The 13018-nt window shown below is 32.4% G+C and carries 12 protein-coding genes; 5 read left to right on the top strand and 7 right to left on the bottom strand.

The window, feature by feature from the left end:
- Window positions 1–9: 9 nt before the first annotated feature.
- Together MEFER_RS03830 and MEFER_RS03825 are read right to left on the bottom strand one after the other, a co-directional pair.
- Window positions 10–219 carry a hypothetical protein gene (locus tag MEFER_RS03830; protein WP_015791316.1) on the bottom strand — a complete coding sequence of 70 codons (210 nt, stop codon included), beginning with the start codon at window positions 217–219 and terminating at the stop codon, window positions 10–12.
- Window positions 197–541: a DUF2304 domain-containing protein gene (locus MEFER_RS03825; RefSeq protein ID WP_015791315.1), complete on the bottom strand. Its 345-nt coding sequence runs from the start codon at window positions 539–541 to the stop codon at window positions 197–199. Before MEFER_RS03825 ends, MEFER_RS03830 begins: the two co-directional genes overlap by 23 nt.
- 83 nt (window positions 542–624) lie before the next feature.
- Between MEFER_RS03825 and pyrB the strand changes: the two genes are divergently transcribed.
- Window positions 625–1539, top strand: a complete 915-nt coding sequence (pyrB, locus tag MEFER_RS03820; protein ID WP_015791314.1) for an aspartate carbamoyltransferase — start codon at window positions 625–627, stop codon at window positions 1537–1539.
- A 3-nt stretch (window positions 1540–1542) separates the two neighbouring features.
- On the opposite strand, the gene MEFER_RS03815 is transcribed toward pyrB, so the two are convergent.
- The gene (locus MEFER_RS03815) at window positions 1543–2613 is read right to left on the bottom strand and encodes a DUF362 domain-containing protein (RefSeq protein WP_015791313.1); all 1071 of its coding nucleotides are present in this window, start codon (window positions 2611–2613) and stop codon (window positions 1543–1545) included.
- 65 nt (window positions 2614–2678) lie between these two features.
- Between MEFER_RS03815 and MEFER_RS03810 the strand changes: the two genes are divergently transcribed.
- Window positions 2679–3419 carry a TatD family hydrolase gene (locus MEFER_RS03810; RefSeq protein ID WP_015791312.1) on the top strand — a complete coding sequence of 247 codons (741 nt, stop codon included), beginning with the start codon at window positions 2679–2681 and terminating at the stop codon, window positions 3417–3419.
- Complete coding sequence (tsaA, locus tag MEFER_RS03805) at window positions 3419–3796, top strand: tRNA (N6-threonylcarbamoyladenosine(37)-N6)-methyltransferase TrmO (protein ID WP_015791311.1); 378 nt, start codon at window positions 3419–3421, stop codon at window positions 3794–3796. Before MEFER_RS03810 ends, tsaA begins: the two co-directional genes overlap by 1 nt.
- A 147-nt stretch (window positions 3797–3943) precedes the next feature.
- Here tsaA and MEFER_RS03800 read toward each other — a convergent pair whose 3' ends face one another.
- Together MEFER_RS03800 and MEFER_RS03795 are read right to left on the bottom strand one after the other, a co-directional pair.
- A complete protein-coding gene (locus MEFER_RS03800; protein ID WP_015791310.1) occupies window positions 3944–5302 on the bottom strand; it encodes an HD domain-containing protein in 1359 nt (452 codons plus the stop codon).
- Window positions 5303–5314: 12 nt separating this feature from the next.
- Window positions 5315–7126 carry a YgiQ family radical SAM protein gene (locus tag MEFER_RS03795; protein WP_015791309.1) on the bottom strand — a complete coding sequence of 604 codons (1812 nt, stop codon included), beginning with the start codon at window positions 7124–7126 and terminating at the stop codon, window positions 5315–5317.
- A 174-nt stretch (window positions 7127–7300) separates the two neighbouring features.
- Here MEFER_RS03795 and MEFER_RS03790 point away from each other — a divergent pair, with 174 nt between their 5' ends.
- Window positions 7301–8716 (top strand): methyl-accepting chemotaxis protein, encoded by a 1416-nt coding sequence (locus MEFER_RS03790; RefSeq protein ID WP_015791308.1) that lies wholly within the window; start codon window positions 7301–7303, stop codon window positions 8714–8716.
- A gap of 57 nt (window positions 8717–8773) precedes the next feature.
- On the opposite strand, the gene MEFER_RS03785 is transcribed toward MEFER_RS03790, so the two are convergent.
- Window positions 8774–11485 (bottom strand): CDC48 family AAA ATPase, encoded by a 2712-nt coding sequence (locus MEFER_RS03785; protein WP_015791307.1) that lies wholly within the window; start codon window positions 11483–11485, stop codon window positions 8774–8776.
- Between the two features lie 116 nt (window positions 11486–11601).
- Window positions 11602–11961: a hypothetical protein gene (locus MEFER_RS03780; RefSeq protein WP_015791306.1), complete on the bottom strand. Its 360-nt coding sequence runs from the start codon at window positions 11959–11961 to the stop codon at window positions 11602–11604.
- Window positions 11962–12096: 135 nt separating this feature from the next.
- Here MEFER_RS03780 and MEFER_RS03775 point away from each other — a divergent pair, with 135 nt between their 5' ends.
- Complete coding sequence (locus tag MEFER_RS03775) at window positions 12097–13008, top strand: TIGR00269 family protein (RefSeq protein WP_015791305.1); 912 nt, start codon at window positions 12097–12099, stop codon at window positions 13006–13008.
- The last annotated feature ends 10 nt before the right edge of the window (window positions 13009–13018 follow it).

Below are 13018 nucleotides of genomic sequence, written 5' to 3'. Positions count from 1 at the left end.
AAATAATAGTTAAGATTTCCTTTCCTCTATTTTTTCAAGCAATATTTTTAAATCAGTTTTTTTAGTTATGTTGGTTTCTTTTTCCAACAACTCTTTAGCTTTCTTTTCAAGCTCTTCTAAGCTATCAACACTTTCTAATAATTCTCTGATAAACTCCATATTTGCCATATATGGCAGAACATCGTACATCAATAATTCAATCTCTTTTCTTTGGCTCATACCTATCCCTTATAGCAATTTCTCTGACTATGTGGGTTATTTGCCTTTCCAAGTTATCTACTTTGGCATACAATCTATAGATTAAATAGAATAGGACTACAATTGATATATAAATGACTGCATCAACTCCTCTCCCTACTCCCAAGATATTGGCTACATAACTGGTGAATTCCGGAAACATTAATAATATAATAACAGAGACCCAAATGAAAATCCAAAATAATCCCTCGTTAGTACTCATAGTTCTCTTTTTCAATTGCAATACAACCCTTGAAAGGGCAAACAATGCAAATAAAATTCCAATTATCTGGATCAATCCCATAATTTTTCCTCCACAAAAATTTTTATAAATCATCTTTATTAATACTTTATCAAAACAATATATATTTTTATTTAGGGGTTGTTATGAGGCATTTGATATCTATGAAAGATATTGGAAAGGAAGAAATTTTAGAGATTTTGGAAGAAGCAAAGAAAATGGAGGAGCTTTTAAATACAAAGAGACCTTTAAAGTTGTTGGAAGGAAAGATATTGGCAACTGTTTTTTATGAGCCATCAACAAGAACAAGGCTGAGCTTTGAAACTGCTATGAAAAGGCTTGGAGGAGAAGTAATAACAATGACTGATTTAAAAAGCTCCTCTGTTGCAAAGGGGGAGAGTTTAATAGATACAATTAGGGTTATTAGTGGTTATGCTGACATAATCGTTTTAAGGCATCCAAGTGAAGGAGCTGCAAGATTGGCATCTGAGTATTCCCAAGTTCCAATTATAAATGCTGGAGATGGAAGTAATCAGCATCCAACTCAAACACTTTTAGATTTATATACAATAATGAGGGAAATTGGAAAAATAGATGGGATAAAAATAACTTTTGTAGGAGATTTAAAGTATGGAAGAACAGTTCACTCATTAGTTTATGCACTTTCCTTGTTTAATGATGTTGAGATGTATTTTATCTCTCCAAAGGAGTTGAAGATGCCAAGAGACATAATTGAAGATTTAAAATCTAAAAACATAAAATTCTATGAAAAAGAAAGTTTAGATGAAATTGGTGATGATATAGATGTTTTATATGTAACAAGAATCCAGAAGGAGAGGTTTCCAGACCCTAACGAATATGAAAAGGTTAAAGGCAGTTATAAAATAAAGAAAGAGTATGTTGAAGGAAAAAAATTTATCATTATGCATCCACTGCCAAGAGTTGATGAAATTGATTACGAAGTTGATAACTTACCACAAGCAAAGTATTTTAAGCAGAGTTTTTATGGAATTCCTGTAAGAATGGCTATTTTAAAGAAATTAATTGAGGATAACGAATAATTTTTATAAAACAAACCTTTTCAAATCAATGGCATTATAAGGACACATCTCATGACAGCAATAGCAGTTTATACATTTTTTTCTATCTATCTTTAGATTGTTTATCGCATTAACTGGGCAGACCTTTTCGCAAATTCTACATCTTAAGCACTTACTTTTGTTTATTTTTGGCTTTGGGATTGTAAAGTTAAATATTATTTTAATTATTTGAGGGGGAAGAATAGAATTCAAAAAAACTGTAGCTGGTTTCTTAAATTTTATAGGTTTTATTTCATTTAGGGATTTTATCTCATTTTTATCCACGTCTATTATTTCAAAATCTACTTTAAGTAGTCTGTTTGTTAAAATATCATCCATCTTGTACCCAATGTAATATGAAGCAAATAAATCTACAGCAACAGGATTAGTTGAGCTTATAACTATTTTTGAATGCTTTGGCTTCCCATTACTTGGGCCGTTCCCTTCCATTCCCCAAATTCCATCCATTACTGTAACAACTTCCCTATCTTTTGTTATGAACTTATAAAGCTCAACCAATAGTTTTGCAAAATCCTCTTCTTTCGGAAAATCCCCATGAAGCTTTGGCTTTAACCCTCCAGGAATGCAGCCGTATAAATTTTTAACAGCCCCAGTAAATTTCATCAAAACATGCGTCTTTAATTTTGGGAGGTTTATTATCATATCGCTTTCAACAACAGTTTTTGAGATTGGCAGTTCCCTATCAAGGATTTTTACCTTCAAATACCCATCCCTCTCAAATGGGATGTACTCTATACCATATTTTATACAAACATCTTCAATTCCAGAAACTCTAAATGATTTTCTTGTAGAATATCCGGAAGATTCTCCAACAACAATTTCTCCGTCAAAATTATTCTTTAAATATTTTATAACCCACTCTAAGAATTTTGGATGTGTTGTAACAGCCCTATCTGGCGGATAGGGTCCAAGAATATTTGGCTTTATTAAGATTTTATCAAACTTATTCAAATCATAAGATTTAAAAGTTAAATCCAATATTTTGTTGTCTAAGGAATTATAATCTTCCCTTATTGCATAAAACACCTTTTCCATATCCATCCCCTAAATTTAAATATCTTAAAAATAATTTTGCATTTCAGTTATTTATAGGTGGTTCTATGTTTTATGTTGATGCTCACTGCCATATAGAGGATAAGGCATTTAATAAAAATAGGGATGAGGTTGTTGAGAGGGCTAAAAAGGAGAATGTGATAATAGTTACAAGTGGAGCGAGTTTAGGGGGATGTTTAAGAGCTTTAGAATTTAAGAAGAAATATGGTATTTATTTAACCCTTGGATACCATCCTTCAAGAGTTAAAGCTGACGATAAAGTAGTAAATAAAGTTTATAACATAATTAGAAACAATAAAGATGAGATTTTAGCCGTTGGAGAGATTGGGATGGATATTAAAGATGAAAACTATGAAAGGCAGGAGGAGATATTTAAAAAATTTTTAACATTGGCAGAAGAGCTTGATAAGCCAATTGTAGTTCATGCAAGAGGATTTGAGGAGAAAATATTTGAAATAGCTAAAGATAAAGTAGAGATTATGTTTCACTGCTACAGTGGGGATATAGAGTTGGCAAAGAAAATTGGGGAAGAAGGAGGTTTAATATCCATCTCAACGTTAATCTGCTTTTCAGAACATCATAAAAAGCTTGTTGATAGCTTAGATTTGGAATACCTAACTACCGAAACAGACAGCCCTTATTTGTCTCCAATTAAGGGAGCTAAAAATGAGCCAAGAAATGTTAAATTGGTTGTTGAAGAGATAGCAAAAATTAAAGAAATGGATGTTGAGGAGGTAAAAAATACCATCTACAAAAATACATGTAGATTTTTCAGGAGGAGGTTGTAATGTATGTTTTAAAACCTATTGGAGTTGTAAAGCAAGATGAAAGTTACACAATCTTAAATATTTTTGAGGAGTTTTTAGAGGGATTATACGGGCTAAAAGATGGGGATTACATTATTTTATTACTCTGGTTTCATAAAAGTGATGATGAAGAAAAAAGGAAGATTTTAAAAGTTCATCCAAAAGGAAATATAAGAAATCCATTAAAAGGAGTTTTTGCTACTCGCTCTCCATATCGGCCTAATCCAATTGGAAAATATACAGTAAAAATTCATAAAATTGAGGGAAGTAAAATTTTCATTGATAAAATTGATGCATTTGATGAAACTCCAATAATTGACATAAAAATATTTTCAGAGGAGTTAGATTGTCCAAAATAATTTTACTTTTTATTTAAAGATGATAATTTTTAAAATCTAACATATTTATCGTGTAAATTCCTACTTAAAAATAAAATCTAAAAAATATTTATTTAAAAAATAAAACTCATTCAACGAGATAAATGTAATTTTAATATCTAATAAACCTTATTTAAATTTTACAAAACTGTTTAAACAGTAACTATATTTCTTCCCATTAAATCTTTCTTTAATCAAACCGCAGAATATTAATTTATGCAATTCAGAATAAAACTCTCTTGGAGAAACCCCTCTTTCTTTGGCAATCTCTAAAAACCTTCTTTTTCCAATTATTTTCCCATGTTCTTTTAAAATGTCAATTAATTTACTTTCAATTTTTGCATCAAATTCATTCAAAATTTTGTTTATTTTATCCTTTATATCACTCTCTTTGAGTTCTTTGATTTTCTCTTTTGGGGCGTAGATTGAGACGTTCCACAACCTCATCTCAGAAGGCTTTAAGCTTTGAGCTAATGGAGAAACCTCATCCAACCTCTTAACGCCTTCATCTGAGATTATATAAATATTATGCTCCTCCATCTTAGGAATTGGATAAATATCAATAAATATATCGCACCCAAATTTTTCATAAAACCTATTTTCCAATGACAATATTTGTTTTTCATCTAAATTAATAAAAATCCATTTTTCTATAGGATTTAAATCAAAATAGCTATATGTTATTAGATTTTTATAAAGGTTTCTTTTATCTATCCTCTTCATCAGATAGTTTTCAGAGTTTCTTAAAAATGACACCAACGCAATATCATCCATGTTGGATAAATCTTTAATATTTAAATTTCCCTCTTTTATTTCCTTTATCACAGCCCTTTTCATCATTGTATCTGCTATCCTAACGGTCGGATGCATGTAAACAGCCGAATACATCTGATGCCTCGCAACCAACAACGATTCAATGGCTTGAATGCCCTTTTTTAATATTCCAATTTTAATATTCCCAAAACTTTCAAAGGTCGTTATGCTCCTCAAAATTCTTGGTAAATCAATCATTCCATAAGCTGTTCCTGTGTGATAGCTATCCCTTAGCAAATAATCCATTCTATCAGCATCAACATCTCCAGAGATTATTTTTCCTTCCAAATTTCTTCTATTTAGAGTTTTAATTATCTCATTTTTTGAGAAATTATCTAATTCCATTTGCTTAATCTTCTTTTTTCCAAATTTTTCGTGGTTGTACCCGCAAATCTCCAATGTATGAGAAAAAGGAGGGTGTCCAATATCATGCAACAAAGCTGAGACTCTCGTAAGTTCAACATCTACGCCAATCTTTTCCGCTATTTTTGATGCGATAAACATAGTTCCTAAAGAATGCTCAAACCTTGTATGATTTGCTGAGGGATAAACTAAGTATGTTAAACCAGTCTGTTTTATATTCCTCAATCTCTGAAACTCTTCACTATCAACAACCTTTAATTCATCTTCACTTAAGTATATATCCTTATGAATAGAGTCTCTAATAACTTTCATCTTCTCCCAATTTTATTTATCCATTTTTATTTTATTTTTTGATTTACTTTTATCTTTTTTCATTTTCTTCTGTTCCATAATCCACTTGTAAATAATTCCCTTATATCCAACCATTTTAAATCCTTCCAAAGCCTTTTCCCAATTTTCTTCCTCTCTGTATAAGCAGATTGCCTTCTGAATCTTCTTTTCCCTATACGTATAAGGAACATAAACCTTCTCGTTAGTTATGGGATTTATGCCAGTATAGTACATAGTTGTTGATAAAGTCATAGGTGTTGGAGTAAAAACCTGAACTTGCCTTGAGTAGCAGTTATTTTTATGAATAAATTCTGCCAATTCAATCATTTCTTTAATGGAGCAGTTTGGATGGGCAATGAGCCAATACGGAAGAACTTCTTTTATTCCATTGACTTTTTCAGCAATCCTCCTATATTTATCTAAAAATTTCTTAAATAATCTTCCATCTGGCTTTTGAATTGCTTTGCAAACTTTTTTAGATATATGTTCAGGAGCTACTTTCAATCTTCCAGAAACATGGTATTTGGAGAGCTCTTTTATATACTCCTCTCCGTATTTTTCATCATACATTATTAAATCGTATCTAATTCCACTTCTAACATAAACCCTTACTTCATCTCCAACAATATCTCTAATCTTCCTATAGAGCTTAATTAATGACTTATGATTTATAATTAGATTTTCACACGGCTCTGGATATAGGCAATTCTTTGGGCATCTATCAGCCAAACCCTTTTTGCATCCCATCCTGTACATATTTGCCGTTGGAGCTCCAACATCCTGAATAACTCCTTTAAAATCTTCATGATTCAATAATTTCCTAATTTCTTTTAATATGCTCTTCTCACTCCTATTTTGGATAACTTTACCTTGGTGATGCAGTATTGAGCAAAAAGAGCAACCTCCAAAACATCCCCTATGTGTTACAACAGAAAACTGAACTGGGACGATTCCTGGAACATAGGAATAGGAGGGATGAGCTTTCCTCTCAAAAGGCATCTCATATATCTTATCCATCTCTTTCTCAGTTAAATAAACTGGTGGAAATTGAATTAAATACTGATTTCCTACTTTTTGATAGATTACCTTATCCATTGTCATTAGCTTTTTATGCATTTCAGCGTATTTTTCTTTACTATTTACAACTTCTTCATGGGAAGGTAGCTCTTTAACGTCATATCTTTCTTTTATATCCTCTAACTTTTTCTTATTAGCTCTTATTACGGTTCCATTAATTTCCAAATCTCTTATGTTTTCTCCACTCTCCAATGCTTTGGTTATTGCTAAAATACTTTTCTCTCCCATCCCATACATTAAAATATCTGCCTTTGAATCAATTAAAATACTCTTCCTAACTCTGTTGTCCCAATAATCGTAGTGGGAAAATCTTCTTAAAGATGCTTCAATCCCTCCCAATGCTATAGGAACTCCTTTAAAAGCTCTTTTTATCAAATTGGTATAAACAATTGTAGCTCTATCTGGCCTCTTTCTTATCCCTTCATTAGACATTGAATCAAAATCTCTCAATCTCTTCTGTGGCGTGTAATGGGCTAACATACTGTCCAAATTTCCCGCAGTTACTGCAAAAAAGTAATTTGGCTTTCCCAATCTTTTAATATCATCTAAAGTTTTCCAATCTGGCTGTGCAATAATGCCAACTCTATAACCATTCTCTACCAAATATCTTCCAACAACAGAAGCTCCAAATAAATAATGGTCGACATATGCGTCTCCAGTAACGATGATGACATCCAACTCTTCCCAACCCCATGTATTCATTTCTTCCTTAGTTGTTGGTAAAAACATAAAATATCACACTTTAGAAATTTTGTATAATATAAATTAATAACAGGTTCATTAAATATGTTAAAAAAATATATAAACTAAAGTAATTTAATTAATTACACTAATAATTTACAATATTAATTCACAGATAACATTAAATTTACAATAACCAACTAATTAAAAGAAGGGGAGAATATGCTATTAAAGTACAAAATCCCTCTTATGACCATCATACCTTTGATAGTACAGATGATAATAACGGTAATCATTATAGCACTAACCACACAAGATTATACTATGGTTCCGTATTTAACAATTTCCGCTATAGTTATGGCAATATTTGCAGTCTATATTTCAAGAAGAATGATTCTGAGGTATGTTGAAGAACTGACAACCTTAGTTAATGAATTTGATCGTGGGAATTATGATGCAAAAATAAAGATAAAATTCTCCAAAGATGAATTAGGACAATTGTATAATGCAATGTTAAAAATGGCGTCAGATATTAAAGAAAAAGAAAAAAGTATGAAAGAACATGAGCAATTAATGGAAAAAACGCTTAATGAAATTTCAAAAATTATGATCGAGTTATGTAAGGGGAATTATAACGTTAGAATAACTCTTGATAAAAAATGGGAAAAAATTCAAAATGCAATAAATAAGTCTATAAAAAATCTTGCAAATGCTATAAAGGACATGAGTGAGCAAATAGATCTATTAAATGCTGAATTAAAAAAACTAGCTGATTATATGGATAATGTTTCATCAACTACGGATCAAATAGCAACTGCAGCGGAGCAGGTAGCTACAGCTGCAGCTGATCTATCAAATAAAATCCAAGAATCATCTAACGATCTCGAAGATATAAGAATGTTCTCTGAAAAAGTTTTAGAAAGCGCAAATGATGGAGTTGATTCAATAAATGAAGTTAACAATGCATCGGAAACAGCTCTCAAAAAAGTAGAGCATGCTATTGAAGTTATGCAAACTACTGCAAATGTTATTGATGAATTGACAAGAGTTATGAAAAAACTTGGTGAAGAGTCAAAGAAAATTAATGAAATTACTACTTTAATTAAGGATATTTCCGAGCAAACTGGTTTATTGGCTTTAAATGCTTCCATTGAAGCTGCAAGGGCTGGAGAGGCAGGAAGAGGTTTCGCAGTTGTTGCAGGGGAGATAAAAAACTTAGCTGAGGAAGTAAGAAAGGCTGTAGAGAATATAGATAAACAGATTAATACATTGCACGATCTCATAGAAAAATCTATTGAACAAGCTAATAAAGGTAAAGATGCTGTAGATATGGGAGTTATTGCTGTAGATGAAGTTAATAATTCATTCTTAAAAATTAAAGAAGCCGTTGATTTAACAGTTAATAAATTAAAAGAAATACTAAAGAATACAGAAGAAACCAAAGAAAGAGTAGATACGATAGCGAAAAATATTCAAGATATTGCTGCTATGTCTGAAGAATTTGCTGCTACTGCAGAAGAGTTAAACGCATCTGTTGAAGAACTTAATGCAATTATTAAAGATGTAAGAAAAATGACTCAAGATACACAAAAAATATCTGATGATATGTTGGCTATTACTGAAAGATATAACATCTAATTTGTTTTATTTTTATACATCCACTAAAATAAAAAAAGAAAATTGAAGATTGAAGGTTTAGATTACTTCCTTACTCTCTTCTTTCTTCTTTTCAACTGATGTAGCTCTTCCATATTCCTGAGCTAACTTTTCATAGACTCTCATATCTTCCTTACTTACTGATGGCTTAATCTTTTCAAGAGCTTTCATGAAGTGTTCTTTCTTAATCTTAACGTCTTTTGTTGAGATTCTTAACCTTATACTTTCAATATCCTTCAATATGTTCTTTAACTCATCCAATGATGTTGTGAATCTATGTAAGATGTTTTGTGTTGTTTTGATGATTTCATCAATCTCTTCAGCTGAAACTTGCTCTTTTAAGGTATTTAGCTTGTTTTCTAATTCGTAGAGGTTGTCTATCATTTCTTTTAACTTACCTAATATATCTTTTAAGTATTTTGCCAATTTGTTAGCTTCGTCTTTCTCTGATGGTTTTAAGTCCTCTTTGTTTATAATTTCAAGGAAGTTATCAATTTCTTTCTCTACAGCTTCAATTTTATCTTTAGCTGGAGCTAAAACGCTAATTATTCTGCCAACAGCGTTCTTTAACTCGCCGAATTCTCCAGCTTCAGCTGATTCTTTTTCTTTTGTAGCTTTAATTACACTGTTTAATTCTACTGCAGCAGCTCTGAATGTCCCTGAAATTCCTTGTAGGTAGTTGATTAAGTCTCTCAAAGCTGTTTCAATTCCCCATGGCTTTCCTATACTTTTCCTAACTGCTAACATCGCTGCCTCTCTACATAATGCCTCAATATCTGCCCCTGTATAGCCCTCTGTCTTTTTAGCTAACTCTTCTAAATCAACGTCTTCAGCTAAATTCATACCTCTTGTGTGTATCTTGAATATATCTAATCTTGCCTTTTCGTCTGGAACTGGGACTAGTATAACCCTATCTAATCTTCCTGGTCTCAATAAAGCTGGGTCGATGATATCTGGTCTGTTTGTTGCTGCAATGACAACAACATCCTTTGGCTCCTCCATTCCATCCAATTCAGTTAATAACTGGTTAACTACCTTGTCTGTAACAGCTGAGCTTAGGTCTCTACCTCTTTTTGGAGCTATAGCGTCAATTTCATCGAAGAATATTATACATGGTGCTGACTGTCTTGCCTTTCTGAATATTTCTCTTATAGCTTTTTCTGACTCTCCAACCCACTTGCTGAAGATTTCTGGCCCCTTAACGCTTATGAAGTTTGCCCCACTTTCGTTAGCTACTGCCTTAGCTAACAATGTTTTACCAGTTCCTGGTGGACCAAACAACAATACTCCTTTTGGAGGTCTTACTCCTATCTTTTCAAAGACTTCTTTAGCTTTCAATGGCCATTCTACAGCTTCCCTTAATTCCTGCTTAACTTCCTCTAAACCTCCAATGTCCTCCCACTTAACGTTTGGAACTTCAACTAAAACCTCTCTCATTGCTGATGGCTCAACATCCTTTAATGCCTCTTTGAAGTCATCCATTGTAACTTTTAAGTTATCTAAAACTTCTTTTGGGATCTCTTCAGCCTCTAAGTCAATACTTGGCAATACTCTTCTTAAAGCCCTCATTGCAGCCTCTTTACATAATGCTGCTAAATCAGCCCCAACGAATCCGTGTGTTACATCTGCTAAGTAGTCTAAATCAACATCTTCAGCTAATGGCATGTTTCTTGTGTGTATTTGTAATATTTCCTTCCTTCCTTCTCTGTCCGGAACTCCAATAACAATTTCTCTATCGAATCTTCCTGGTCTTCTTAATGCTGGGTCTAATGCATTTGGTCTGTTAGTAGCTCCAATAACAACTACCTGCCCCCTACCCTTTAATCCATCCATTAAAGTTAAGAGCTGAGCTACTAATCTTCTTTCAACTTCTCCAGTAGCTTCATCTCTTTTTGGAGCTATGGCGTCAATCTCATCAATGAATATTATACTTGGAGCATTTTCTTCAGCTTCTTCAAATATCTTTCTTAAGTTTTCCTCTGTCTCCCCAACATATTTACTCATTATTTCTGGACCATTTATAACGTAGAAGTTTGCCCCTGCTTCGTTAGCTACTGCCTTAGCTAACAATGTTTTACCAGTTCCTGGAGGACCAACTAATAAAACTCCTTTTGGTGGTTCAATTCCCAACTTTTCAAATAATTCTGGATGTCTCATTGGAAGCTCAATCATCTCTCTAACTTTTCTAACTTCCTCTTTCAAACCACCGATATCTTCATAGGTTACATCTGGAATCTTAGCTTCTTTAATTTCACTAACTGGCTCTTCCTTCAACTCAACGTGTGTGAAGTCTGTTACTCTAACAGGTCCTGCTGGAGTTGTGCTAACTACAACGAATGTTAAGGCAGTTCCTAAAACCCCAATTGTGACTCTTGAACCTTTGTTTAATACTTGTCCCATTATCTTTCTCTTAACGAAGTCTTCAAATCCAGGACCGAATCTAATTGGCTGAGTTGGAGCTAAAACAACTTTTTTAGCTTCTTTAAGCTCCACCTTCTTAACTTTCACCCTATCTCCAATAGCTACTCCAGCGTTTTGTCTTAAATAACCATCAATCCTAATAATTCCTTTTCCAGCATCTTCTAAGAAACCCCTATAAACTATAGCGTAAGCCTTTCCTTTAGGCCCTTCTATCTCAATAACATCCCCTGGCTTTAATCCGAGCTCATCCATTGTGTAAGGGTCTATTCTCGCAATACCCCTCCCTACATCTCCTTGGTATGCCTCAGCAACTTTTAATTCTTTAACCATACGAATCCCTCCAGTTTATACTTTTGTATAATAATTTTCCTACAAGAAATAATATGCCGTTGAAGTTCTATATAAATTTTTCGGTTTTGTTCATATTTATGACACAACCTGCCTGACTATTTATTTTCTGGAATTTCCAATATATGGAACTGATAAATCCTTGTGAATCCACAGTTTCTGCATCTAACAATCATTTTTGTCTCTGTTATTGCTATATCCTGTATTGCCTCTTTTTTACAATTAAAGCAAACAGCATTTTTTTCTAAAAACCATGGCTCATATTTGTGTTCTTTCTTTTTTTCTTCTTCAATTATGCTTTCATCTTCAACCCCCACCCTCCTTAAAATATAATATCTTGTAGCACCACAATTAGAACACTTAACAAATGCCTGATTTGCATAAATCTCTATTATTTGGTCTACTTCTTTCTTACAATTGAAACATTCTGTCAATTTTTTCAACACCCACTTATCCATAAAATCACCAAAATGTTGCTACCCCACTAAGTACCAAATACATTAAAAAATATCTATACATACTAAATTATATATACGCTTTTTGTTTTTGATTGTTACTAAATTATTTATTATGCAAAATCGTTGAGTGGAATTATGATATGCAGCTGTGGAAATGAGGCGTTTTATTATCAAAGGTATTCAAATAAGTATTTATGTAAGGAGTGTTTTAAAAAAGATGTTGAAAAGAGGGCGAAAAAGGTTTTAGGAAAAGAAGTTATAAGAAATGATGTCAAAATAGGTATTGGAATTAGTGGAGGGAAGGATAGTTTAGCTATGGCATATATTTTAAAAAAACTTTTTAATCACATCCCAAACGCTGAATTAATTTGTTTTTTCGTTGATGAAGGGATAGAAGGATTTAGAGAAAAAGCTAAAGAGTATATTAAAGATTTTTGTAAAGAACAGGGATTAGAGTTAAAGGTTATAAAATTTAGAGATGAAATTGGCCATACATTAGACGAAATCGTAAAAAACAATTACCTAACTAAATTAAATATTGGAAAACCATGTTCTTTTTGTGGAGTTGTTAGGAGATATCTGCTAAATAAGTATGCATTAAAAGAAGGTTGTGATTATTTGGCTATTGGGCATAATTTGGATGATTTCTGCCAAACAATCTTAATGAACTACGTTGAAGGAAATATAAAAAATATAATTCAGTTTGGTAAGGAGTTTGAAGGAGAAGGATTTGTTAAGAGAATTAAGCCGTTAAAATTAATTCCAGAGGATGAGGTTAGGCTGTATGCTGATATAGTTAATATAAAGTATCAAAAAGAACCCTGCCCATATTCATCTTTATCTTATAGGCATAGAATGAAAAAGGTTATTGAAGTTTTGGAAGAAGATAAGCCGGGAGTTAAGTTTAGCATATTAAGGGGCTATGAAAAGCTTTTGAAATACATAGATGTTAAAGAAGAGGTTAAAAAATGTAAGATTTGTGGGTATCCATGTAGTGGAGATATTTGTAAGGTCTGCTCATGGCTTATAAAGTTGAAAGAAATTTAATTTTGGTGGT

It is taken from the genome of Methanocaldococcus fervens AG86, assembly GCF_000023985.1.
Taxonomy (GTDB): domain Archaea; phylum AGJL01; class Methanococci; order Methanococcales; family Methanocaldococcaceae; genus Methanocaldococcus; species Methanocaldococcus fervens.
The sequence above is the reverse complement of the archived record's forward strand: the minus strand, read 5'-3'. Positions and strand labels throughout refer to the sequence as shown.

Coding starts and splice junctions, on each gene's coding strand:
- MEFER_RS03780 (WP_015791306.1), bottom strand. CDS start 11,961: ATGGATAAGTGGGTGTTGAAAAAATTGACAGAATGTTTCAATTGTAAG.
- MEFER_RS03775 (WP_015791305.1), top strand. CDS start 12,097: ATGATATGCAGCTGTGGAAATGAGGCGTTTTATTATCAAAGGTATTCA.
- MEFER_RS03815 (WP_015791313.1), bottom strand. CDS start 2,613: ATGGAAAAGGTGTTTTATGCAATAAGGGAAGATTATAATTCCTTAGAC.
- MEFER_RS03785 (WP_015791307.1), bottom strand. CDS start 11,485: ATGGTTAAAGAATTAAAAGTTGCTGAGGCATACCAAGGAGATGTAGGG.
- MEFER_RS03810 (WP_015791312.1), top strand. CDS start 2,679: ATGTTTTATGTTGATGCTCACTGCCATATAGAGGATAAGGCATTTAAT.
- MEFER_RS03800 (WP_015791310.1), bottom strand. CDS start 5,302: ATGAAAGTTATTAGAGACTCTATTCATAAGGATATATACTTAAGTGAA.
- MEFER_RS03830 (WP_015791316.1), bottom strand. CDS start 219: ATGAGCCAAAGAAAAGAGATTGAATTATTGATGTACGATGTTCTGCCA.
- tsaA (WP_015791311.1), top strand. CDS start 3,419: ATGTATGTTTTAAAACCTATTGGAGTTGTAAAGCAAGATGAAAGTTAC.
- MEFER_RS03795 (WP_015791309.1), bottom strand. CDS start 7,126: ATGTTTTTACCAACAACTAAGGAAGAAATGAATACATGGGGTTGGGAA.
- MEFER_RS03825 (WP_015791315.1), bottom strand. CDS start 541: ATGGGATTGATCCAGATAATTGGAATTTTATTTGCATTGTTTGCCCTT.
- MEFER_RS03790 (WP_015791308.1), top strand. CDS start 7,301: ATGCTATTAAAGTACAAAATCCCTCTTATGACCATCATACCTTTGATA.
- pyrB (WP_015791314.1), top strand. CDS start 625: ATGAGGCATTTGATATCTATGAAAGATATTGGAAAGGAAGAAATTTTA.